This window comes from Streptomyces sp. NPDC001450 (assembly GCF_053597295.1).
Map to the genome: position 1 here is coordinate 37,959 of NZ_JBSFHY010000037.1, position 22,400 is coordinate 60,358.

Below are 22,400 nucleotides of genomic sequence, written 5' to 3' on the forward strand. Positions count from 1 at the left end.
CCCTCCCCGCATGGGGGAGGATGACGGAATCCGTACGAAGGGAAAAACACGGTGACCATCGACCCGTCCTCGATTCCGAACTTCGGGGGCCAGCCCGAGCCGCAGCCCCAAGGACCGGCGGGCCCCGTCGTCCCGGATCAGGACCTCGTGAAGCAGCTCCTCGACCAGATGGAGCTGAAGTACGTCGTCGACGAGGAGGGAGACCTCGCGGCGCCGTGGGAGCAGTTCCGCACGTACTTCATGTTCCGCGGGGAGGCCGAACAGGCGGTCTTCTCGGTGCGGACCTTCTACGACCGCCCCCACAAGATCGACGAGCGGCCGCAGCTGCTGGAGTCCGTCGACGACTGGAACCGCCGCACGCTGTGGCCCAAGGTGTACACCCACACCCACGACGACGGCACTGTCCGCCTCATCGGCGAGGCCCAGATGCTGATCGGCACCGGCGTCGACATCAACCACTGGGTCTCGTCCACGGTCAGCTGGGTGCGGGCCGCGATCGAGTTCGACAAGTGGCTGGTCGAGCAGCTGGGTCTGGAGCAGGAGATCGACGACGCGGAGAAGCCCGAGGAAGACGGGGAGTAACCGAGTCGGCCGGGTCCGGGGGCCACAGCCCCCGGACAGGGCTCACATGCGGCGCAGCCGCTCCGCCGCCTCCCGCAGGACCTCCTCGCGCTTGCAGAACGCGAACCGCACGAACGGCGCTCCCGCCTCGCGGTCGTCGTAGAAGACCGCGTTGGGAATGGCCACCACGCCCGCCCGCTCCGGCAGGGCCCGGCAGAAGGCGAAGCCGTCCTTCTCGCCCAGGGGGCGGATGTCGGTCGTGATGAAGTAGGTGCCGGCCGTCCTGAAGACCTCGAAGCCGGCCTCCGAAAGGCCGGCCGCCAGGATGTCCCGCTTGGCCAGCATGTCGGCGCGGAACGCCTCGAAGTAGGTGTCCGGGAGCGCCAGGGCCTCTGCCACCGCGTACTGGAAGGGGCCCGAGGAGACGTACGTCAGGAACTGCTTCGCCGAACGGACCGCGGTCACCAGCTCCGGCGCCGCCGTCACCCAGCCGACCTTCCAGCCGGTGAAGGAGAAGGTCTTGCCTGCCGAGCCGATCGTCACCGTCCGCTCGCGCATCCCCGGGAACGCGGCCAGCGGCAGGTGCTCGGCGTCGTCGAAGACCAGGTGCTCGTAGACCTCGTCCGTCACCACCAGCAGGTCCCGCTCCACCGCCAGCTCGGCGATCGCGGCCAGCTCCGCGCGCGTGAGGACCGTACCGGTCGGGTTGTGCGGGGTGTTGATCAGCAGCAGCCGGGTGCGGTCCGTGACCGCCGCGCGCAGCTCGTCCAGGTCCAGCCGGAAACGCGCCCCTTCGGCGAAGGACGGCCGCAGCGTCACCGGCACCCGCCGCCCGCCCGCCATCGCGATGCTCGCCGCGTAGGAGTCGTAGTACGGCTCCAGGGCCACGACCTCGTCGCCCGGCTCGAGCAGCGCCAGCAGCGAGGCCGCGATCGCCTCCGTCGCGCCCGCCGTGACCAGTACCTCGGTGTCGGGGTCGTACGACAGCCCGTAGCGGCGCTGCTGGTGCGCGGCGATCGCGGTGCGCAGCTCGGGGACGCCCGGGCCCGGCGGGTACTGGTTGCCGCGGCCGTCGCGCAGCGCGCGTACGGCGGCCTCCCGGACCTCCTCGGGGCCGTCGGTGTCGGGAAAGCCCTGGCCCAGGTTGATCGACCCGGTCGCCACGGCGAGGGCGGACATCTCCGCGAAGATCGTCGTCCCGAACTCGGCGAGACGGCGGTTGAGGTGCGGGCGCGCGCTGGAGGTCATGCCGGCCATCCTGCGCCCAAGCTCTGGAGTTCCTCAACTCTGCTTTGACCCACAAGACGGCCGGGAATCCCCCCGTCACCGCACGACAGGCGGGAAGGACGAGGCGTCCACGGGGGCCGCTTCGGGGGAACGGAAGGAGGGCGACGCCATGAGTGACACCGCGATCGAACTCATCATGCTGGTGGCGGGCGTGGTTGTGCTGACCGTGGCGAGCGGGATCCGCCGCAAGCGGCATGCCGGGCCGTCGCTCGGCAAGGGACGCGGGCGGAACCGGGCGTACGGCTCGTCGTCGTCCAGCGCGGGTGCCAGCTGGTGGGCCGGCGACGGGGGCGGCGGTTCGTCGTCCGGTGGCCATCACTCCGGTGGCCATCACTCGGGTGGCCACCACTCCTGCGGAGGCGGTCACTCGTCGTGCGGCGGGGGCTCCTCCTGCGGCGGGGGCTCCTCCTGCGGTGGCGGTTCTTCTTGCGGCGGGGGCGGTGGCGGGTGTGGGGGAGGCGGCTGACACGGGGCAGCCGAGCTTCACCGCTCCCGGGCGCCCGTCGGACGAAGGCATTCCGCGGGCGCCTGACCGTTTCGTCCACGCGCCGGGCGCACGCCGTGGTTGAACAGTTGAACTGTGGAGCCCTCTGAGGGATGGAAACCCCACGAAGTTGGGTAAAAACGCTGTGGCGGAGCCACTCTTCATGATTCCCTCTAAACCACCAGCGCAGCCCCTCGGACGTCCTGCAGACTCCCCTCCCCGGCCGGGCCGGCCGGGCTGACCGGGCTGACGTGGCCGATCTCCCCCCTCTTCTTTGCGTGTTAGCGGAGCCGATCCATGCTCACGACCCTCAACACCTCCTACACCGATACCCGCGCTGCCGATCTGGCCTGGGCCCTGGGGCGCGAGCCGCTGCCCGCCCTGGCCACCCTCGATCTGGAACTGACCGGGGCGAAGCTGCAGTTGAGACTGCTCGGCGCATCCCACCAGGTACTCCTGGAGGAGGAGCGGGGCAGTTGCTCGGAGACGGTCGCGTGCATTCCCGGGTCCAGCACCCCGCTGCCGCTGGGCGTCGCCAAGCGGGTCGGCGACTGGGAGTACGAGTTCGCGGCGCGCGTCGAGGTGCTCACACCGGGCTCGTTCGCGGGCCGCGCCCAGGAGTTGCTGGCCCTCGTCTCCGAGCACCCGCACGGCCTCGCCGGTGTCTTCCCCGGCAGCCCGCACGCCTTCACCGCGATGCTGGCCCAGCGTCACGAGGGCCAGGTGCACTGGCGTACCTGGCACGCCTACCCGCAGGACGGGCAGTTGGTGGCGACGCGGACCCGGGTCGGGTCGCGGGTGACGGTGACCCGGTCGAGCTAGAAGTCGTCGGACACGCTCTCGGCCGACATAAACCCGTCATGCGTCAGCCGCCCCGAGTTCCACACGTGTGGGTGACGAAGCGTACCGAGCATGTGACGTAACGTCGCAACGTGATCGAACCGCACGCCCCCGCCCGCCCGGGTACCTCGCCCTGGCAGTCCGGCCCCGCACGGCTGCCCGTCCGGCCCGGTACCGGGCGGTTTCTGGTCCTCGTGTGCGTCTTCGTCTGCGCGGCCTGCGGACTGGTGTACGAACTCGAACTCGTGGCCTTCGCCTCGTACTTGATCGGCGACTCGGTCACCCAGGCGTCCGTCGTGCTGTCCGTGATGGTCTTCGCGATGGGCATCGGCTCCCTCGTCGCCAAGCGGCTGCGCTGGCACGCGGCCGCCGGCTTCGGCGCGATCGAGACCGCCCTCGCCCTGGTCGGCGGCTGCAGCGCGATGGCGTTGTACGCCGTCTTCGCCTGGACCGGCGGCTGGGGCGGGGTGTGGGCCGACGGCCCGCGCTGTCTGCTGGTCGCCTTCTCCCTCGCCATCGGTCTGCTCGTCGGCGCCGAGGTCCCCCTGCTGATGGAGCTGATCCAGCGCATCCGCCGCCAGGACGCGGGCGGCGCGGTGGCCGACCTGTTCGCGGCGGACTACGTCGGCGCACTGGTCGGCGGCCTCGCCTTCCCCTTCCTTCTCCTGCCCTTCCTGGGCCAGTTGACCGGCGCCCTGCTCACCGGCACCGTCAACGTCGTCGCGGGCGGCGCCCTGGTCCTCGGCCTGTTCCGCCGCGACCTGACCCGCCGCGCCCGCTGGACCCTGCTGCTCGTCGGCCTCGCCGTCCTCGCCGTGCTCGCCTCCGCCGCCGCCCTCGCCGACGAGTTCGAGCGGGCCGCCCGGCACGCGGTGTACGGCAAGGACGTCCGGGTCGCCCTGCAGACCGACGTGCAGGAGGTCGTCCTCGCCGGCGGCACCCATGGCCGCCCCCTCGACCTCTTCCTGGACGGCCGGCTGCGGGTCGGCGGCCGCGACGAACGCCGCTACCACGAGGCGCTCGTCCACCCCGCGATGGCCGGCCCGCACGCGCGCGTGCTGATCCTCGGCGGCGGCGACGGCCTGGCCGCCCGCGAGGTCCTGCGGTACGGCGGCGTGCGCCGCGTCGACGTCGTCGAACTCGACTCCGGCCTGATCGGCCTGGCCCGCAGCGACCCCGGCCTGTCCGCGCTCAACGGCCACGCCTACGACGACCCCCGCGTCCACGTCACGACCGCGGACGCGCTCAACTGGCTGCGCGGGGCACGGCGGCCGGCGTACGACGTCGTGATCGCGGACCTGCCCGACCCCGGCATCACGGCCAGCACGAAGCTGTACTCACAGGAGTTCTACGGCCTGACCCGCCGCGTCCTGGCCCCCGACGGCCGCCTGGTCGTGCACGCCGGCCCCGTCACGGCCCGCCCCCGCGTCTTCTGGACGGTGGCGTCGACCCTCCGCGCAGCCGGCTTCGCCATCTCCCCCTACCGCGTCCTGGGCCACGACTCCGGCTTCCCGGCGGGCCCGGACCGCTCGGCAGGTGCCTCGCGGGCACCGCACGACTGGGGGTTCCTGCTGGCGGCGCCGGAGGGCTCGGCTCCTCGGCCGGCCCTGAGCGCGGGGGGTCCGCACCCACGGACCCTGTCCCGGGCGGACCTGACGGCTGACGCGCGGGCGGCGGAAGGTACGCGGATCGAGGGGTTGCCGCCGTCGACGCTGGTGCATCCGCGTTATTGACGGGGCACCTGCTCACGGGAGGGTACGTTCCGCCCGCTCCTGGGTAGGCTCAGCCGACATGGAGCACCAGGTCTTCGTCCCGGTTCCGGCCGAGCGGCTCAGAGAAGCCCTTGCCGACCCCGCACGGGTGGCGCGGGCGGTCCCCGGACTCCAGCAGGACGCCGGCGCCGAACCCGTCGCCGGGCGCCTGAAGTTGCGCGTGGGCGGGCACTCCGTCACCTACCGCGGAGCACTCCGCGTCACACCCCGCGAGAACGGCACGTACGCGGTCGAGGGCGACGCCACCGAAGCCCGCGGCACCGGCGCCGCCGTAGTCGCCCTCACCCTGCGCCTCACCGACACCGACGACGGCACCACCGTCACGGTCGAGGGCACGGCGAACGCGGACGGCCGCATCACGGAACTGCCGGCGGACGCGGTCACCTCGGCGGTGACCCGGCTGCTGAACCGTTTCGTGGAGAGCCTGGCGGAGACCCCCGAGGAGAAGGAACCGGAGCCGGAGTTCGAGCCGGAACACACCTCGATCTTCGACACAGAGGTGCCCCCACCCTCGTTGGACACCGAGGACACCGAGGACACCGACGCGGACGAATACAAGACCCCCACCTCCGACAAGGCCCCGACCTCCGAGGACCGCTTGAGCGACGACTTCGCCGACCTGGGCGGGCCCCCCGCCGAGGCCGCGCACGCGCGCCGCACGATGATCGGCCGCAGCGCGGAGGAGGTCGACCACGCCCCGCCGCGCGGCCGCTACGCCCCCGTACCGGCCCCCCAGACCGTCGCCGGTCACCCGGCCCTGCGCTGGGCGGCCCCCGCGGCGGCCCTGGCCCTGGCCTCGGCGATCGTCCTGGGCCGCGCCCTGCGCAAGCGCCGCTAGCGCCCGACAGGGCCTAGCGATCCGGCGCCTCCCCGTGGAGCGCTTCGTGCCTGCGGAACACCTCGGCGCGCTGCTCGGCGGTCATGGCCTCGGTCGCCGCCGGGCCGGCGTACATCAGCACCAGGTACTTCATGGCCCCACCCTGGCACCGCGCGGACGGCGCACGCCCCCTTGAACGCCCCAGTAGGGTCGTCCCGTGAGTAACGAAGACATCACGCTGACCGCGGGCGACGCGGAAGTGGTCGTGCGGCCCGGCAACGGCGGCCGTATCGGTGGGCTCCGGATCGGCGGCGTGGAGCTGCTGCGCCAGGGCGAGCGCTTCGGCTGCTTCCCGATGGTGCCCTGGTGCGGCCGGATCCGTGAGGGCCGCTTCCTGGACGGCGCCACCGTCCGTCAGATGCCCCTGAACGCGCCGCCGCACGCCATCCACGGCACCGCGCGCGACGGCGACTGGCGCACGGCCCGCGTCGGCGCGCACGAGGCCGTCATCACGCACGACCTGGCCGACCCGTGGCCGCACCGCGGCCGCGTCACCCACGTCGTCACGCTGACCGAGGACAGCCTGACGCTGACGATGTCCGTGGAGGCGTACGACGACTCCTTCCCGGCGCAGATCGGCTGGCACCCCTGGTTCCACCGACGCCTCGAGGGCGAGGACGGTACGGTCGGCGCGGACGTCCGGCTGGACTTCACTCCCGCCTGGCAGGAGGAGCGCGGCGCCGACCACCTGCCCACCGGCAACCGCGTCGACCGGAAGCCCGGTCCCTGGGACGACTGCTTCGGCATGCCCGGCGGCGTCGACGTCACCCTCACCTGGCCCGGACAGCTGGAGCTGAAGGTGACCAGCCGCGAGGAGTGGGTCGTCGTCTACGACGAGCAGGCGGAGGCCGTCTGCGTGGAGCCGCAGACCGGCCCGCCCAACGGCCTGAACACGCTGCCCCGCCTGGTCACCCCGCTGGAGCCGCTGGAGGCGACGACCACCTGGAGCTGGCGGCGCCTCTAAGCTGTTCGGCATGACGGACGTACGTGGCGCGCTGCTGCAGCAGATCAAGGACAAGGCCGTGGTGCACGGCAAGGTGACCCTGTCGTCGGGCAAGGAAGCCGACTACTACATCGACCTTCGCCGGATCACGCTGGACGGCGAGGCCGCGCCGCTGGTCGGTCAGGTCATGCTCGACCTGACCGCCGAGCTGGACTTCGAGGCCGTCGGCGGCCTGACCCTGGGCGCCGACCCGGTGGCCACCGCGATGCTGCACGCCTCCGCCGCGCGCGGGAAGGTCCTCGACGCCTTCGTGGTCCGCAAGGCGGGCAAGGCGCACGGCCTGCAGCGCCGGATCGAGGGCGCCGAGGTCAAGGGCCGCCGCGTCCTCGCCGTCGAGGACACCTCCACCACCGGCGGCTCCGTGCTGACCGCCGTGGAGGCGCTGCGCGAGGCCGGCGCGGAGGTCGTCGCCGTCGCCACGATCGTGGACCGGGCGACCGGGGCGGCCGAGGCGATCGCCGAGCAGGCCGGGGTGCCGTACGTCTTCGCCTTCTCGAAGGATGAACTGGGTCTGGACTGACGCGCCGGTTTGACCTGGACTTGACCGGGGCGCCGACCATCACGTCATGTCTGGAAAGATGGGGGCGACGATGACGTCGCCCCCAAGGTCTAGGTCAGGGCCGTAGTACGCAGATCGCAACCCGCACACCCAAGGAGCGGACAGATGCCCATCGCAACCCCCGAGGTCTACAACGAGATGCTCGACCGGGCGAAGGCAGGCAAGTTCGCCTACCCGGCCATCAACGTCACCTCGACCCAGACCCTGCACGCGGCACTGCGCGGCTTCGCGGAGGCGGAGAGCGACGGCATCGTCCAGATCTCGACGGGCGGCGCCGAGTTCCTGGGCGGCCAGTACAGCAAGGACATGGTGAGCGGCGCGGTCGCGCTCGCCGAGTTCGCGCACATCGTCGCCGAGAAGTACCCGGTCAACATCGCGCTGCACACCGACCACTGCCCGAAGGACAAGCTCGACGGGTACGTACGTCCGCTGCTCGCGATCTCCGAGGAGCGCGTCAAGGCCGGCCGCAACCCGCTGTTCCAGTCCCACATGTGGGACGGCTCCGCCGAGACCCTGGCCGACAACCTGGCCATCGCGCAGGAGCTGCTGGAGCAGGCCCGCCGCGCCAACATCATCCTCGAGGTGGAGATCACCCCGACCGGTGGCGAGGAGGACGGCGTCTCCCACGAGATCAACGACTCCCTGTACACCACGGTCGAGGACGCGATCCGCACCGCCGAGGCCCTGGGCCTGGGCGAGAAGGGCCGCTACCTGCTGGCCGCCTCCTTCGGCAACGTGCACGGCGTGTACAAGCCGGGCAACGTCGTGCTCCGTCCCGAGCTGCTGAAGGAGCTGAACGAGGGCGTCGCCGCCAAGTTCGGCAAGGCGTCCCCGTTCGACTTCGTCTTCCACGGTGGCTCCGGCTCCACCGAGCAGGAGATCCTGACCGCGCTGGAGAACGGCGTCGTGAAGATGAACCTGGACACGGACACCCAGTACGCCTTCACCCGTCCGGTCGCCGCTCACATGTTCCAGAACTACGACGGCGTCCTGAAGGTCGACGGCGAGGTCGGCAACAAGAAGGCCTACGACCCGCGCACCTGGGGCAAGCTGGCCGAGGCGTCCATGGCGGCCCGTGTCCTCGAGGCCACGCAGAACCTGCGCTCGGCGGGCAACAAGATCAAGTAAGCGCGTCCGACGACGTCTGCGGCGGACCCGGTGCCACGGCACCGGGTCCGCTGTATATCTGAAGGCATGCCCGGCGCCCGGATCGCCTCGTCCCAGGGCAAGTGGATCCTGTTCACCACGGTCCTCGGCTCCAGCATGGCCATGCTGGACTCGACCGTCGTCAACGTGGCGCTCCCGACCATCGGCCGTGACCTCGGCGCGAGCCTCGCCGCCCTGCAGTGGACGGTGAACGCGTACATGGTCACGCTGGCCGGCCTGATCCTGCTGGGCGGCTCGCTCGGGGACCGCTACGGCCGCCGCAGGATCTTCGTGCTGGGGGTCGTCTGGTTCGCGTCGGCGTCCCTGCTGTGCGGCCTGGCCCCCACGTCCGGGGTCCTCATCGGTGCCCGAGCCCTCCAGGGCGTCGGCGGCGCGCTCCTCACCCCCGGCTCCCTCGCCCTCATCCAGGCCTCCTTCCACCCGGACGACCGGAGCCGGGCGGTCGGCCTGTGGTCCGGCTTCGGCGGCATCGGCGCGGCCGTCGGCCCGTTCCTGGGCGGCTGGCTGGTGGACGGCCCCGGCTGGCGCTGGGTGTTCCTCCTCAACGTCCCGCTGGCCCTCCTCTGCGTCCCCGTCGCCGTACGCCATGTCCCCGAGTCGGCCGACACACGCCCCCACGGCCGCTTCGACGTCCTCGGCGCGACCCTGGGCGCCCTGGCGCTCGCCCTGCTCACGTACGCGCTCATCGAGGCCCCCAGCGGCTCCCTGGGCGCCACGCTGAGCGCGGTCGCGGGCGTGGCCGCGGCCGTCGCCTTCGTCCACGTCGAGAGGCACCGCCCCGACCCCATGCTGCCGCCGGACATCTTCGCCTCGCGCCAGTTCACGGCGGTCAACCTGGTCACGCTGTGCGTGTACGCGGCCTTCGGCGGCTTCTTCTTCCTCACCGCGCTCCAGCTGCAGGTGGTGGCCGGCTACTCCGCCCTGCAGGCCGGGACGGCCCTGCTCCCCACGACGGCCATGATGCTTCTGTTCTCGGCCCGCTCCGGCGCGCTGGCCGACCGCACGGGCCCGCGTCTGCCGCTCACCGTCGGCCCTCTCCTGTGCGCGTCGGCGATGCTGCTGATGCTCCGGGTGGGGCCCGGCGCGAACTACCTCACGGACGTCCTCCCGCCCCTCCTCGTGATGGGCACGGGTCTGGTCACCCTGGTCGCCCCGCTGACCGCCACGGTCCTCGCCTCCGTCGACACCGCCCGGGCCGGCCTGGCCAGCGGCATCAACAACGCGGCGGCGCGGGCGGCGGGCCTGGTGGCCGTGGCCGCGCTCCCCCTTCTGGCGGGCATGGGCCCGGAGGCGTACCGGTCCGCTGCCGCGTTCGACGCGGCGTTCGACCGCGCGATGCCGATCTGCGCGGGCGTGCTGGTCCTGGGCGCGACCCTGTCCTTCACCTTGATCCGCCGCCCACCTCCGAACTGCCTCCACCCCGAATGCAAGAGGCACGGCTGCGTCACGTCTCCACCGCTGGAGTCGGAGCACGAGCCCGGGCGCCCCCAGGGTGCTGCAGGCACCGTCGGCTGAGCCGTCCGGTCGTAGGGGTGCCCATGTGATCGTGCGCTGCGTGCCGCCGCCTCCTGCTGAGGGACGGCGGCACAGCTCGTTTCTGCCGTGGTGACTACCGCTTCAGCTCGGCGTACGCCTCGGCGCTGCTGTCCTGAAGGAACTGCCAGCAACGCTCCGTCTCGTCCTTCTCGTTGATCGCGCCGGCGGCGCGGGCGAGTCCCGCGAGGCAGCGCAGGAACCCGCGATTGGCCCGGTGGTCCCAAGGAATGGGGCCATGTCCCTTCCATCCGGCCCGGCGCAGGGCGTCCAGACCGCGGTGATAGCCGGTGCGCGCGTACGCGTATGACTCGACCACTCGCCCCGCCTCGAAGGCGTCATCGGCGAGCAGGGCCCAGGCGAGCGAGAACGTGGGGTGCTTCGCCGCGACCTCCGCCGGTGACAGGGACTCCTCGCCCAGAAGGCGGTACGCCTCTTCGTTCTCTGGCAGGTACGTCGGCTCCGGGCCGCCGAGCAGGTTCTTGTGCGTCGTCATGTCGCCAGTCTGCCACTTGTGGCCAGGCGTTCGGGGCGTTCACACAGGGAATCGGCCGTGGTCCGAGGGCAAATGAGAATGGCGGTTGATGTAACTGTCCGCCACGTGCGACGATCCGGCGCATGGCAGCACGACGGGGATCCTCCGGGGCTGTACAGGTGGGCATCTACACCCGGATCAGCAAGGACGACGAGGCCGAAGGGCTGGGCGTCGCGCGGCAGGAGGAGGACTGCCGACTGCGCTGTGCTGCCAGGGGCTGGGAGGTGGCCAGGGTCTACGAGGACAACGACCTCTCGGCGTACAAGCGCAAGACCGTGCGCACGGAGTTCCGTCAGATGCTGGAGGACCTCAAGGCCGGGCGGATCGACGGAGTTGTCGCCTGGGACATCGACCGCTTCACGCGCCGGCCGCGCGAACTGGAGGCGTGGATCGACGAGTACGAGGACGCCGGGCGCCGCAAGCGCCGCCTCGTCTTCGACTCGGTGTCGGCGTCGGACATCGACCTCTCCACGGAGAACGGCCGGTTCATCGCGCGGATCAAGGTCACCATCGCCGACAAGTCATCGGCGGACACGTCGCGGCGTACGAAACGCAAGCACCTGGAACTCGCGACGCAGGGCAAGCTCCCGGGTGGCCGGGCACCGTACGGCTGGAACCGCGAGGATCGCAGGACGCTGGTACCGGAAGAGGCGGAGAACCTCCGTAAGGCCGTGAGGGACTTCCTGGACGGCGTCCGCTGGGCGTCCATCGCGCGAGCGTGGCGTGCCAAGGGGGTCAGGTCGCACAGTGGTGGCGTCTTCGACGACTCCAAGATCAAGCGGATGCTCATGAACCCACGGATCTGCGGTTACCGGATGCACCAGGGGGAGTTGTTCCTGGACGAGCACGGCGCCCCTGTCGTCGGCGACTGGGAGCCGATCGTCACCCCTGACGAGTGGTACCTGCTCATGGAGAAGGTCCGGAAGGAGTCGGAGGGGCGCACCGCACGGGACTACGCCACCAAGTACCTGCTCTCCGGCATCGCTCGGTGTGGCCGATGCGGCGCGAAGATGCGGGCCTTCCCGTCGTACCGGAAGTCGAAGACGTCATCCCGGTTCCGGTACGCGTGCCCGGGCAAGAACGACGGGGGATGCGGGGGAGTGGCCAGGGCCGGCGAACCGGTCGACAGCCTCATCAGGAACGCCGTGTTCCTCAGTTCGGACAAGGCGTCGGCGCAGGTGCGCGAGCGTGCGCCGGAATGGACCAAGGAGGGGCGACTGACCTCCCTGGAACGGGACATGGCCGAGTTCAAGCAGGCGTGGCAGGAAAGGCGTATGTCGGCCGCTCGCTACATCGCGCTCACCGAGGACTTGGAGAAGCAGATCGCGGAGCTACATCGAGAGCGTGCCCTGCACCGGGCCGAGGGCGTGGCCTTTGAAGTCGGTCCCATCGACATTCGGGACCGGTGGGAGAAACTGACGATCGAGCAGCGGCGCGCTGCTGTCCTCAAGGTCTTCCGTGCCGTCATCGTCAAACCCGCTTCCAACGGGCGGATCTTCGACCCGGCGGACATCGAGCCAGTGCTCAGGTGACGGTGGCCGCTGGTGGGGCGACGAACATCCAGCGCAGGACGGGCCTGGCCCGCTCACCCTGGACCCTGCTGTCGTCGTGCCGCGAGGAGCGCGATGTCGTCGTCACAGATGCCGCTGGTCAGCTGGGTCAGGAGCGTGTCGAGCAGGTGGTCCAGCGGATCGTCTGCCGACAGTCCCATCTCGGCGAGGGACCGTACGGAGTCGTCTATGTCTACGCCGCGCTGTTCGACGAGACCGTCCGTGTAGAGCAGCAGTACGGAGCCCGGCTCGAATGCGAACGTTGTCATCTCGTAGTCGCCGAGTTCCGTACCGATGGGAGGGCCGGCCGGGAGGTGCAGCAAGCCGGTGCTGCCGTTCGGGTGGATGACCAGGGGTGGCAGGTGTCCGGCCGTGGCCGCGGTGCAGGTGCCGGCCTTGGGGTCGACGAGAACGAGCAGGCAGGTGGCGGCGCGGTCGAGGCCGATGCGTGCGGATCTGCGGTCGGCTTCGGTGAGCATGGCGTCCACGGGCAGTCCGGCGGCGGCGACGGTGCGCAGGACGGAGCGGTATTGACTCATGGCGACCGCGGCTTGGAAGCCGTGTCCCATCACATCGCCCATGACCAGCAGCGTGCGGTGGTCCGGGAGGGCGATGGAGTCGTACCAATCCCCGCCGACCAGGGCACTGCGACCCGAGGGCAGGTAGCGCGTGGCCACCTCGACGGTGGGATGTGTGCTGTCGGGCTCCGACAACAGGGCGCGCTGGAGTTCCAGCGTCATGGTGTGCTCGTGGCTGTAGCGGTGGGCGCTGTCGATGGCGGCACCGGCCCGCGCGACGACGCCTTGCACGGTCAGGATGTCGTCGTCGCCGAACGGCGGTGATACTCCGACCCGCATCAGAAGGACGATGCCGACGCAGCGCCCGGCCATGGGCAGCGGAACGATGAGCACCGAGTGGACGCCGGCCGAGCGGAATATCCTCACGCGTTCGGGATCCAGGGTGATCTTCTGGAAAAGCTCGTCGGAAGCCAGGTTGCCAAGCCACGGACGTCCGCTTTCGATGCAGCGCCGGGTCACCGAACCGCGCGGAAGATCCACGTAAGGTTCCGGCCCACCGAACTCGCGAAGGTGCCGTTGCAGCTCAGATGGTGCCGTCAGCTTCATCTTTCTCAGCCGAAGCAGTCCGGGAGCCGGCGGTGGCACGCCGAAGAACTCCTCCTCGACGATCCCGACCGCGGCGACATCCGCAAGGGACGGCGCGAGGAAGTTGGCCAGTTCGGCGCAGGTGGCCTCAACGTCGAGGGTGGTGCCGACCCGGGTGGCCACGGCATCCAGGAGGGCGAGCCGCTGATGGGCGTTCTCAAGGTCGTCCAGGTACTGGCGCAGGTTGCTGACTTCTACCCCGATACCGCACACACCGGCAACATGCCCCTGCACCTCAAGACGGTGAAAGACCGCGCGCCAGAGTCTGCGCCCGACCGGGGACGGGATACGCGTGGTGCCGTTGAGCGTCACTTCTCGGGGCTGGCCGTCGGCGAACACCTCGATCAGCACGTCGTCGGGTGCCTGCACATCCGGCAGTACCTCGCCGAACGTCTTGCCGAGGAAGGTGGCGGCGGGAATGCCGGTGACGCGGGTCCACGCCGGGTTCACGTAGAGGTAGCGCAGATGGCGGTCCAGGATGACCACGGGGGCGGAAGTGCCCTCGACGATCCCGCGCAGTAACCCGCACTCACAGGAGGTCAGAGTACCGTCGACCAGCGGTATGAAGGGGTCGGTCCCCATGTTCGGCGGCGCATGTACCTGGCCCTGGGGAAAGAGCCACGACGGCGGGAGTTGTTCAGCATTCACCGTTTTCTCCTGCTGTCCGGGCAAAGCACGGCTCTTTTCCATCGTGAGGGGGAGGCAGATGCGACGCATCTCGGCCGACAGGACTCTTCCGCGACCTGGGTGAGCCATTGCAGGTCAGCCTCGCCGGCGCTCAGGACAAGCTGGCCCAACTCCATACCGGAGAAGCCCGCCGCTCTTCGAGGCAAGGCCGAGGCGGCAGTCACTCGTCCGCTGCGGGAGTGACCGGTGTGGCCCGTCTGGCAGCAGACAGGCCTTGCCGTATCCGGTGGGATTGCGGAGGATTCCGCTTGGGGACCGGGGCCCCCGTGCCGGCATCGGCAGGGGCGGACCGCTACCCGGAGTAACAACAGGAGACAGCGATGTCCCCAAAGGGTCACCCTTCTTCCGAGGCCGCTGAGCCCGAGACCCCGCATCTCGACTTCGCCGGCACGACGCCGTACGAGGACTACGTCAGGGCGGACGTGCTCACCCACCTCCAGCACACCCTCTCCGACGACCCCGGAGAGATGGTCTTCCTGGTCACCACCCAGGTCATGGAGCTGTGGTTCACCGTGATCGTGCACGAGTGGGAGACCGCCGCGATGGCCCTCCGCTCGGACGACGTCCCGACCGCCGTCGCCGCGCTGAAGCGTTCCGTGCGGGAGCTGGAGGCCCTGAACGCCTCCTGGAAGCCGCTCGGCCAGCTGACCCCGGCCCAGTTCAACTCGTACCGCTCCGCCCTCGGCGAGGGCTCCGGTTTCCAGTCGGCGATGTACCGCCGCATGGAGTTCCTGCTCGGCGAGAAGTCCGCGTCCATGCTCGTCCCGCACCGCGGCGCCCCGCGCGTCCACGCGGAACTGGAGAAGGCGCTGCACGAGCCGAGCCTGTACGACGAGGTCGTACGGCTCCTCGCGCGCCGCGGCCACGCGATCCCCGAGTCCGTCCTGCACCGGGACGTCGCCCAGCGCTACGAGACCTCCGACGCCGTCGAGGCGGCCTGGACGGAGATCTACTCCGGCGACCAGAACGCCGAACTCGCCCGCCTCGGCGAGGCGCTGTCCGACGTCGCCGAACTGGTCTGGCGCTGGCGCAACGACCACCTGGTCGCCACCCGCCGCGCGATGGGCGCCAAGCCCGGCACGGGCGGCTCCGCGGGCGTGGCCTGGCTGGAGAAGCGGGCCGGCAAGAACGTGTTCCCGGAGCTGTGGACGGCGAGGTCCCATGTCTGAGCTGTCTCTGCGCGCGAAGAAGCTGGACGCGGCTGACGAGCTGGCCCCGCTGCGCTCCCGTTTCGTCCTCGACGACGTTGTCTACCTGGACGGAAACTCCCTCGGCGCCCTGCCGGCGAACGTGCCGGCCCGGATCGAGGACGTCGTCCGCCGGCAGTGGGGCGAGCTGCGCATCCGCTCCTGGGACGAGAGCGGCTGGTGGACGGCCCCCGAGCGGATCGGTGACCGCATCGCCCCGCTGGTCGGCGCTGCGCCGGGCCAGATCGTGGTGGGCGACTCCACAAGCGTCAACGTCTTCAAGGCACTTGTGGCGGCGGTCCGCATGGCGGACCCGGCCCGCGACGAGATCCTGGTCGACGCGACGACGTTCCCCACGGACGGCTACATCGCCGAGTCGGCGGCCCGCCTGACCGGCCGCACCCTGCGCCCGGTGCCCCCCGCGGAGGTGCCCTCGGCGCTGGGCGACCGTACGGCGGTGGTGCTGCTGAACCACGTCGACTACCGCAGCGGCCGGCTGCACGACCTGCCGTCGCTGACCGCCGCGATCCACGCGTCCGGCGCGCTCGCGGTCTGGGACCTGTGCCACAGCGCGGGCGCGCTGCCGGTGGGCCTGGACGAGCACGGGGTCGACCTGGCGGTCGGCTGCACCTACAAGTACCTGAACGGCGGCCCGGGTTCGCCCGCGTTCCTCTACGTCCGCCGCGACCTGCAGGACCGCTTCGACTCCCCGCTGCCCGGCTGGAACTCGCACGCCGAGCCGTTCGGCATGAGCCAGTCCTACGACCCGGCGCCGGGCGCCCTGCGCGGCCGCGTCGGCACCCCGGACATCCTGTCCATGCTGGCCCTGGAGGCGGCCCTGGAGGTCTGGGACGAGGCCTCCGTCACCGCGGTCCGCGCCAAGTCGCTGGCCCTGACGGACTTCTTCCTGGAGTGCGTCGCGGCGTACACCGAGCCGGGCCGGGTCACCTCCGTGACCCCGGACCTCCACGAGGAACGCGGCAGCCAGATCGCCCTGCGCTGCCCCGACGCGGGCGACGTGATGAAGCAGCTCATCGACCGGGGCGTGGTCGGCGACTTCCGCAACCCCGACGTCCTCCGCTTCGGCTTCAGTCCGCTGTACGTGAGCTTCGCCGAGACGGAGCGGGCCGCGCGGGTGCTGGGGGAGGTGCTCGGCTAGGCGAGTCGAGGCAACTGGGGCGGGGTGCGATTGCGCCCCGCCCTCACCGTGCGTGACAACCCCATGTCCGCGCACGTCACCGGCCTGATACCGTCCCCGCCAACGGTCGACGAAGAATCGCCGCCTGGTCCGCCAAACCCTCCCCCCAGTGCCGAAGGCCTGGGAGGCACCCCCATCGTCGCTGAGAGGTTGGAGCATGCCGGACGACGCCGCCGCAGCCCGCGCCGCCGCCGAAGAGGAGTCGGCCTTCTCGCACCCCCCGGTCGACCCCGACGTCACCGCCGTATACGGCGACCACCCCGACCAGGTGATCGACTTCTACGCCCCGCGGACCGACGTGACCCTCGCCCCCCTGGTCGTCGTCCTGCACGGCGGGGCCTGGCGCGCCCCCTACGACCGCCGCCACGTCACCCCCTTCGTGGACTACCTGGCCCGTAAGGGTTTCGCCGTGGCCAACGTGGAGTACCGGCGCGGCGGCGACCCCCGGATCCCGGCACAGAACACGGGATCCGGACCTGGCACCGGAGCCCCGGCCAGCCCCCTGGCCGGCCGCTGGCCCGACACCTTCGACGACGTGGCCGCCGCCATGGACGTCCTCCCCTCCCTGGTCCACGGGGCACTCCCGCAGGCCGACCCCCGCCGCATGGTCCTCACCGGCCACTCGGCGGGCGGCCACCTCGCCCTGTGGGCGGCGGCCCGTCACGTCCTGCCCGCCGACGCCCCCTGGCGCACGGACCGCCCGGCCCCGCTGCGGGGCGTGGTCGCCCTCGCCCCGATCGCGGACTTCGCGATGGCGGAGAAGCTGGACGTGTGCGGCAACGCCGCCCTGCAACTCCTCGGCGGCCAGGACAGCTTCGCCGAGCGCCGACCGTACGCCGACCCCGCGCTTCTGCTCCCGACGGGCATCGCGACGACACTGGTCCAGGGCCGTGCGGACCTCGACGTGCCGCAGGCGGTGGCCGAGTCCTACGCGGACGCGGCGGCGAAGGCGGGCGAGGTGGTGGGCCTGACGCTGCTGGAGGACGTGGGCCACTTCCCGCTGATCGACCCGGCGGCGGACGCGTGCGCGGTGGTGGCGGAGGAGATCGCCCAACTGGCCTGGTAATCCCCGGCTTCTGCCCCCGTCATACCCGTAGTACCTGAGAGCTACCTCGCAGGACAGCTCCCTGGCGGGACGCCGACGACACCCCCCGATTCCTAACTTCCTTCTCGGACAAGCCCGATGGCCGGGCACTCCGGGAGGGACCGAACCATGGGGCAGACACCGCCGCTGCCGCTCCAAACGGACAACCCGCAGCCGCCGACGGCGAATCCGCCCCACGAGGGCCACTCGCACTCGACGACGGAAGCTGCACGGGTGGTGCGGGTGGCAACCCAGACCCGGCCGAAGGCCGGGTGCCCACCCACGCACCCGCACCCGCACCCGAGATCGCACCGCATCTGGCGCCAGGCCCTCCTCATGGCCGCCACAGTCGCAGCCCTCTCCGCAGCCGCCCACCCCCAGATCCCGGCCCCCACCCCTCCCACGCTCCCCACCCCCACCGCAGCCACCCTCCAGTCGACCTACAAGGCGAACCGCGAGAACGCCACCCGCGCAGCCGACATGGCCGCCGCCCACGGCGACCTCCACCGAGCCGCAGCCGACCGAACCCTCGCCACTCGCAACCTCCTCACCTTCGACGGCAGAGGCTCGGGCCAGGCCGTAGAAGTCCTCGGCGACCCGACCCGCGCAGACCACATCGCCGTCCTGGTCCCCGGCTCCGACACCACCCTCGACACCTACGCCCGCTTCCACAGGACCGCAGCGGCCCTCTACCAGGAAGCGCACCGCGCCAACCCCCGCACAGCAGTCATCGCCTGGCTCGGCTACAAGACCCCCGCCACAGTCGGCACCACGGTCACGACCACCACCCGAGCCGACCAGGCGGCCCCTCAACTCCGCGCCTTCATAAGCCAGTTGCGTACCCTCACCCCCACCCGCCACACCCACGTCTCCCTCCTCTGCCACTCCTACGGCTCAGTCGTCTGCGCCCGCTCCGCCCCCGCCCTCCCCGTGGACGACATGGTCCTGCTCGGCAGCCCCGGCACAGCCGCGGACACCGTCGCCGGCCTGCACATCCGCGCCCGAGTCTGGGCGGCCCGTGGCAGCGGGGACTGGGTGGCGCACGTACCCCACGTCCGCGCCGACCTCCTCCTCGCCACCGTCGGCTTCGGCACCGACCCCGTCTCCCGCGCCTTTGGCGCCCGGGTCTTCGACGCCGCCGACGCCGACCACAGCGGCTACTTCACCCCGGGCTCGGTCTCCCTCGCCAACCTGGCCCGCATCACCCTCGGCGAGACCTCGGAGGTGACCCGTGGCTGAGCCGACCCCGCGCGCTCCGCGCCGCGCGCTGCACGCGATCCGTCAGGGCGCCCACCGCGTGGACGCCGCCACACCCGCCTCCCGGGACCGAGCCGTGGACGCCCTGCGCGCCTTCGCGATCCTCGGTGTCGTCCTCGGCCACTGGCTGGTCACGGCACTGGTCGCGCAGGACGGCGGCCTGCACACGGCGAGCCCGCTGCAGCACATGCCCTGGCTGGCCCCGGTCTCCTGGGTCTTCCAGACCCTGGCGGTGTTCTTCCTGGTGGGCGGCCATGTGGCGACCCGCAGCCTGGCCTCGGCACAGGCCCGAGGCACGACGTACCGCGACTGGCTCCGCGCCCGCCTCACCCGCCTCCTCCGCCCAGTGGCAGCCCTGCTTGCCCTGTGGACGGTGGCCGCACTCGCCCTCCTCCTCACCGGCGCCCCGCTCCCCACCCTCCACACCCTCCTCAAACTCGCCCTGTCCCCCCTCTGGTTCCTCCTGGTCTTCGCAGCCCTGACGGCCGCGACGCCTCTCCTCACCCGCCTCAACCCCCTCTGGCCCCTGGCCGTCGTCCTGCACGTGGACGTCCTGCGCTTCGGCCTGCACGTCGGCCCGTCCTGGCTCGGCTGGGTGAACCTGGCGGCGGGCTGGCTGGTCCCGTACACCCTGGGCGCGGCCTGGACCCGAGGCGAACTGGAGAGCCGCCGAGCAGCCTGGGTCCTGCTCATATCCGGTACGACGGCGACGGCGGTCCTGATCATCTGGGCGGGCTACCCGGCCTCCATGGTCGGAGTCCCCGGCACGCCGACCTCCAACCTCAACCCCCCAACCCTGGCGGCCGTCACCTTCGGCCTGGCCCAGTGCGGCCTGGCGCTGCTTCTCCGAGACCGCCTGCACCGAGCAATGACCCGCCCCCTCGCCTGGTCGGCAGTCACCCTGACCAACCTCTCAGCGATGACGATCTTCCTCTGGCACCAGACGGCCCTGATGACCACGACAGCCGCCGCCCTCCTGGCCGGCCGCCTCCCCGGCCTGCACACCCGCCCCGACTCCCTCACCTGGGTGGCCGCCCGCCTCGCCTACCTCCCCCTCTTCGCGCTGACCCTGGCCCTCTTCTGGCTGACGTTCCGCCACCACGAACAGGGCCCCCGCCGCCCCCGAAACCGCCCGTCCCGCCTGGTCCACCACCACGCGCCCCGAGCAAAGACCCCACACAATGCCTAAAGTTGGCCAAGTGACCGCAGAGGCCCCCAACGGCAACTCAGCCCCCCAGGGCCAACCAGCGGCCGCCGACGGCGCTTCCGCCCCACAGGGGTCACCCGCACCCGACGCCGAAGCCCGCACCCTCCACCCACTCCTCGCACCCGCCGACGGCGCTTCCGCCCCACCAGGGCCACCCGGACCCGACATCGACAGCCGCACGGGTGGTGCGGGTGGGAACCCAAACCCGGCCGAAGGCCGGGTGCCCCACAACGCGCCCGCGCCCGCACCCGAAACCGCACCCCGCAGGTCCCGCCTACGCACCTGGCTGGGAGAAACCCCCTCCCCCCACTCACCCCCCTTCTCCAAGTACCGCTGGCTCCGCCTCCTCACCTATCTCCTCACCGCCTACACAGCCCTCGGCATCGCCCTGGCCGGCGGCGACGAACTGCAGATCTCCTACGGCCTCACCACAGCCGTGGCCCTCCTCACCGCCTCCCTCCAGGCCACCGCCGTCGTCCTGGCCCTGCGGCACCCCACCCCCGCCTGGATCCTTTCCCTCACCGCCGCCACCCTCACCGCACTGCTGGCCCGCCCCCACCTGGAGCCGGCCCCCACCCCCGGCCCCAACTGGCCCTGGACCACGCCCACTCTGCTCGCCCACATGGCCGTGCTCCTCCTCCTCGCCCTGCGCGTCCGCATACGCCTGACCCTCGCCGCCCTGGCAGTGACGACCCTGTCGACCTACGTCCTGCAAGGCCTGATCGGCGCCCAGCACTACTCCTCGACCGGCGTCACAGCGGTAGCCCTCTTCGCCGTCTCCGTCCTCGTCGGCACCGCCCTGCGCGGCCGCAGCGAGGCCCGCACCCAGCTGATCGAGCAGACGACGATCACCGCGGAGGAACGTGCCCGCCGTACCCTCCTGGAGGAGCGCAGCCGTATCGCCCGCGAGCTGCACGACGTGGTCGCCCACCACATGTCGGTGATCTCCATCCAGGCCCAGGTGGCCCCCCACCTGGTGGAGAACCCTTCGGAGGAGCTGAAGGAGAACCTCGCCGGGATCCGCAACAACGCCCTGGAGGCCCTCACCGAGCTGCGCCGTGTCCTCGGCGTCCTGCGCTCCGAGTCCCCCGACGACCCCGAGGCGACCGAGGACCCGTACCGGCTGACGGCACCCGGCACGGGCCCCGCCCCCGACGCCCCGCAACCGAACCTCGCCCGTCTGGGCGCCCTGATCGAGAACACCAGGGCGGCCGGTCTGGACGTCGTCGTCGACCACCGCGGCACGTCCCGCGCCTATCCACAGGGTGTGGAGCTGTCGGCGTACAGGATCGTCCAGGAGGCGCTCAGCAACGCCCTGCGGCACGCCCCGGGTTCAAGGGTCCGGGTGGAGGTCGACCATCAGTCCGACGGCATCTTCCTGTGCGTGACCAACTCCCGTCCCCGCCGCCCGGTCCAGCCCTCCCAGGGCTCCGGCCACGGCCTGCTCGGCATGCGGGAGCGCGCGGCGATGCTCGGCGGGCACCTCACCGCGACCCCGAACCTGCACGGCGGCTTCATGGTGACGGCGTTCCTCCCCAAGACGGGCACCCGCCGCCCGCCCCGGCCCCTGCGCCCGGACTTTCCCCGTCCCGAGATCTACTTCCCGCCCCGGTCCGACGACGACCCGCACCACCCCCAGCCCCCGACAGGAGAAGCGACCCCATGACGAGCGGCGCCGGCACCATCCGCGTACTCATCGCCGACGACCAGCAGATGGTCCGGCAGGGCTTCACCGTGCTGCTCAACACCAAGCCCGACATCGAGGTGGTCGGACAGGCGGTGCACGGACGCGACGCGATCGCCAAGGCCGCCGAACTGACCCCGGACGTGGTCCTGATGGACATCCGGATGCCCGAACTCGGCGGCATCGAGGCGACCGACCGCATCACCGCCGACCACCCGGGCGTCAAGGTCCTGGTCCTCACCACCTTCGACCTGGACGAGTACGTGTACGACGCGCTGCGCGCCGGGGCCTCCGGGTTCCTGCTCAAGGACGCCTCCGCCGACCAGCTCGCCGAGGCGGTGCGCGTGGTGGCGGCCGGGGACGCGCTGCTCGCCCCGGGCATCACCCGCCGCCTGATCGCCGAGTTCTCCCGGCTGGACGGCTCGCCCCGGGCCCCGCTCAAACAGCGCGTGGGCGACCTGACGGAGCGCGAGACGGAGGTGCTGGCACTGATCGCGCAGGGGCTGTCGAACGCCGAGATCGCCGAGCACCTGGTCGTCGCCGAGCAGACCGTGAAGACCCACGTCGGCCGCATCCTGGTGAAGCTGGGCCTGCGTGACCGGACCCAGGCGGCGATCTTCGCCTACGAGTCCGGCCTGGTCCGCCCCGGCGGCCGCTGACCCCGCCCGGCACCCTTGGGTACCGTCCCGCCCCCTACCTGTAGTACCTGAGAAGGATCCCCGAGGACCCGCCTCCGAGGGGACGACCGCCACCCCGCCCGGGGCC

The 22,400-nt window shown here is 71.5% G+C and carries 20 protein-coding genes; 17 read left to right on the forward strand and 3 right to left on the reverse strand.

Annotated elements, in window-relative coordinates; genetic code table 11:
• Positions 1-51 precede the first annotated feature (51 nt).
• A complete protein-coding gene (locus ACWC5O_RS33120) occupies positions 52-582 on the forward strand; it encodes a YbjN domain-containing protein (protein ID WP_450590648.1) in 531 nt (176 codons plus the stop codon).
• Between the two features lie 42 nt (positions 583-624).
• Here the strand turns inward: ACWC5O_RS33120 and ACWC5O_RS33125 are convergent, their stop codons facing one another.
• Positions 625-1,818: a pyridoxal phosphate-dependent aminotransferase gene (locus ACWC5O_RS33125; protein ID WP_450590647.1), complete on the reverse strand. Its 1,194-nt coding sequence runs from the start codon at positions 1,816-1,818 to the stop codon at positions 625-627.
• A 139-nt stretch (positions 1,819-1,957) separates the two neighbouring features.
• On the opposite strand from ACWC5O_RS33125, the gene ACWC5O_RS33130 reads away from it, so the two are divergent.
• The 8 genes from ACWC5O_RS33130 to ACWC5O_RS33165 all read left to right on the forward strand — a co-directional run bounded on the left by ACWC5O_RS33130 (position 1,958) and on the right by ACWC5O_RS33165 (position 10,065).
• On the forward strand, positions 1,958-2,314 hold the full coding sequence (locus ACWC5O_RS33130) for a hypothetical protein (protein ID WP_450590646.1): 357 nt from the start codon (positions 1,958-1,960) through the stop codon (positions 2,312-2,314).
• Between the two features lie 315 nt (positions 2,315-2,629).
• On the forward strand, positions 2,630-3,154 hold the full coding sequence (locus ACWC5O_RS33135; RefSeq protein WP_450590645.1) for a DUF2617 family protein: 525 nt from the start codon (positions 2,630-2,632) through the stop codon (positions 3,152-3,154).
• A gap of 110 nt (positions 3,155-3,264) precedes the next feature.
• Positions 3,265-4,905 (forward strand): polyamine aminopropyltransferase, encoded by a 1,641-nt coding sequence (locus ACWC5O_RS33140; protein WP_450590644.1) that lies wholly within the window; start codon positions 3,265-3,267, stop codon positions 4,903-4,905.
• A 58-nt stretch (positions 4,906-4,963) separates the two neighbouring features.
• Positions 4,964-5,782 carry an SRPBCC family protein gene (locus tag ACWC5O_RS33145; RefSeq protein ID WP_450590643.1) on the forward strand — a complete coding sequence of 273 codons (819 nt, stop codon included), beginning with the start codon at positions 4,964-4,966 and terminating at the stop codon, positions 5,780-5,782.
• Positions 5,783-5,978: 196 nt separating this feature from the next.
• Complete coding sequence (locus ACWC5O_RS33150) at positions 5,979-6,785, forward strand: aldose epimerase family protein (RefSeq protein WP_450590642.1); 807 nt, start codon at positions 5,979-5,981, stop codon at positions 6,783-6,785.
• Between the two features lie 10 nt (positions 6,786-6,795).
• Entirely contained in the window at positions 6,796-7,344 is a 549-nt protein-coding gene (gene pyrE / locus ACWC5O_RS33155) for an orotate phosphoribosyltransferase (protein WP_145886215.1), read from the forward strand.
• A gap of 144 nt (positions 7,345-7,488) precedes the next feature.
• Positions 7,489-8,511, forward strand: a complete 1,023-nt coding sequence (gene fbaA, locus ACWC5O_RS33160; RefSeq protein WP_450590641.1) for a class II fructose-bisphosphate aldolase — start codon at positions 7,489-7,491, stop codon at positions 8,509-8,511.
• A gap of 66 nt (positions 8,512-8,577) precedes the next feature.
• Positions 8,578-10,065 (forward strand): MFS transporter, encoded by a 1,488-nt coding sequence (locus ACWC5O_RS33165; RefSeq protein ID WP_450590640.1) that lies wholly within the window; start codon positions 8,578-8,580, stop codon positions 10,063-10,065.
• 94 nt (positions 10,066-10,159) lie between these two features.
• Here ACWC5O_RS33165 and ACWC5O_RS33170 read toward each other — a convergent pair whose 3' ends face one another.
• Complete coding sequence (locus ACWC5O_RS33170) at positions 10,160-10,579, reverse strand: DUF3151 domain-containing protein (protein ID WP_450590639.1); 420 nt, start codon at positions 10,577-10,579, stop codon at positions 10,160-10,162.
• Positions 10,580-10,701: 122 nt separating this feature from the next.
• Between ACWC5O_RS33170 and ACWC5O_RS33175 the strand changes: the two genes are divergently transcribed.
• On the forward strand, positions 10,702-12,150 hold the full coding sequence (locus ACWC5O_RS33175) for a recombinase family protein (protein ID WP_450590638.1): 1,449 nt from the start codon (positions 10,702-10,704) through the stop codon (positions 12,148-12,150).
• A gap of 53 nt (positions 12,151-12,203) precedes the next feature.
• Here the strand turns inward: ACWC5O_RS33175 and ACWC5O_RS33180 are convergent, their stop codons facing one another.
• On the reverse strand, positions 12,204-13,913 hold the full coding sequence (locus ACWC5O_RS33180) for a SpoIIE family protein phosphatase (RefSeq protein WP_450590637.1): 1,710 nt from the start codon (positions 13,911-13,913) through the stop codon (positions 12,204-12,206).
• 425 nt (positions 13,914-14,338) lie between these two features.
• Here ACWC5O_RS33180 and ACWC5O_RS33185 point away from each other — a divergent pair, with 425 nt between their 5' ends.
• The 7 genes from ACWC5O_RS33185 (at position 14,339) to ACWC5O_RS33215 (ending at position 22,294) form a co-directional block, all read left to right on the forward strand.
• Complete coding sequence (locus tag ACWC5O_RS33185) at positions 14,339-15,187, forward strand: tryptophan 2,3-dioxygenase family protein (RefSeq protein ID WP_450590636.1); 849 nt, start codon at positions 14,339-14,341, stop codon at positions 15,185-15,187.
• Positions 15,180-16,364 (forward strand): kynureninase, encoded by a 1,185-nt coding sequence (gene kynU, locus ACWC5O_RS33190; protein WP_450590635.1) that lies wholly within the window; start codon positions 15,180-15,182, stop codon positions 16,362-16,364. The genes ACWC5O_RS33185 and kynU overlap by 8 nt, the downstream gene beginning before the upstream one ends.
• Before the next feature lie 196 nt (positions 16,365-16,560).
• Positions 16,561-17,469, forward strand: coding sequence for an alpha/beta hydrolase (locus tag ACWC5O_RS33195; protein WP_450590634.1), 909 nt, complete (start codon positions 16,561-16,563; stop codon positions 17,467-17,469).
• A 354-nt stretch (positions 17,470-17,823) separates the two neighbouring features.
• Positions 17,824-18,726 carry an alpha/beta hydrolase gene (locus ACWC5O_RS33200; RefSeq protein WP_450590633.1) on the forward strand — a complete coding sequence of 301 codons (903 nt, stop codon included), beginning with the start codon at positions 17,824-17,826 and terminating at the stop codon, positions 18,724-18,726.
• Positions 18,719-19,933: an acyltransferase family protein gene (locus ACWC5O_RS33205; RefSeq protein ID WP_450590632.1), complete on the forward strand. Its 1,215-nt coding sequence runs from the start codon at positions 18,719-18,721 to the stop codon at positions 19,931-19,933. The genes ACWC5O_RS33200 and ACWC5O_RS33205 overlap by 8 nt, the downstream gene beginning before the upstream one ends.
• A gap of 10 nt (positions 19,934-19,943) precedes the next feature.
• On the forward strand, positions 19,944-21,617 hold the full coding sequence (locus tag ACWC5O_RS33210; protein WP_450590631.1) for a sensor histidine kinase: 1,674 nt from the start codon (positions 19,944-19,946) through the stop codon (positions 21,615-21,617).
• Positions 21,614-22,294: a response regulator gene (locus tag ACWC5O_RS33215; protein ID WP_450590630.1), complete on the forward strand. Its 681-nt coding sequence runs from the start codon at positions 21,614-21,616 to the stop codon at positions 22,292-22,294. The genes ACWC5O_RS33210 and ACWC5O_RS33215 overlap by 4 nt, the downstream gene beginning before the upstream one ends.
• The last annotated feature ends 106 nt before the right edge of the window (positions 22,295-22,400 follow it).

What these genes read in the sequence shown, in the direction of transcription:
- ACWC5O_RS33135 (WP_450590645.1), top strand. Translation starts at nt 2,630, where the DNA reads ATGCTCACGACCCTCAACACCTCCTACACCGATACCCGCGCTGCCGAT.
- ACWC5O_RS33200 (WP_450590633.1), top strand. Translation starts at nt 17,824, where the DNA reads ATGGCCGCCACAGTCGCAGCCCTCTCCGCAGCCGCCCACCCCCAGATC.
- ACWC5O_RS33195 (WP_450590634.1), top strand. Translation starts at nt 16,561, where the DNA reads ATGCCGGACGACGCCGCCGCAGCCCGCGCCGCCGCCGAAGAGGAGTCG.
- ACWC5O_RS33175 (WP_450590638.1), top strand. Translation starts at nt 10,702, where the DNA reads ATGGCAGCACGACGGGGATCCTCCGGGGCTGTACAGGTGGGCATCTAC.
- ACWC5O_RS33180 (WP_450590637.1), bottom strand. Translation starts at nt 13,913, where the DNA reads ATGGGGACCGACCCCTTCATACCGCTGGTCGACGGTACTCTGACCTCC.
- pyrE (WP_145886215.1), top strand. Translation starts at nt 6,796, where the DNA reads ATGACGGACGTACGTGGCGCGCTGCTGCAGCAGATCAAGGACAAGGCC.
- ACWC5O_RS33215 (WP_450590630.1), top strand. Translation starts at nt 21,614, where the DNA reads ATGACGAGCGGCGCCGGCACCATCCGCGTACTCATCGCCGACGACCAG.
- ACWC5O_RS33125 (WP_450590647.1), bottom strand. Translation starts at nt 1,818, where the DNA reads ATGGCCGGCATGACCTCCAGCGCGCGCCCGCACCTCAACCGCCGTCTC.
- kynU (WP_450590635.1), top strand. Translation starts at nt 15,180, where the DNA reads ATGTCTGAGCTGTCTCTGCGCGCGAAGAAGCTGGACGCGGCTGACGAG.
- ACWC5O_RS33165 (WP_450590640.1), top strand. Translation starts at nt 8,578, where the DNA reads ATGCCCGGCGCCCGGATCGCCTCGTCCCAGGGCAAGTGGATCCTGTTC.
- fbaA (WP_450590641.1), top strand. Translation starts at nt 7,489, where the DNA reads ATGCCCATCGCAACCCCCGAGGTCTACAACGAGATGCTCGACCGGGCG.
- ACWC5O_RS33145 (WP_450590643.1), top strand. Translation starts at nt 4,964, where the DNA reads ATGGAGCACCAGGTCTTCGTCCCGGTTCCGGCCGAGCGGCTCAGAGAA.
- ACWC5O_RS33130 (WP_450590646.1), top strand. Translation starts at nt 1,958, where the DNA reads ATGAGTGACACCGCGATCGAACTCATCATGCTGGTGGCGGGCGTGGTT.
- ACWC5O_RS33185 (WP_450590636.1), top strand. Translation starts at nt 14,339, where the DNA reads ATGTCCCCAAAGGGTCACCCTTCTTCCGAGGCCGCTGAGCCCGAGACC.
- ACWC5O_RS33170 (WP_450590639.1), bottom strand. Translation starts at nt 10,579, where the DNA reads ATGACGACGCACAAGAACCTGCTCGGCGGCCCGGAGCCGACGTACCTG.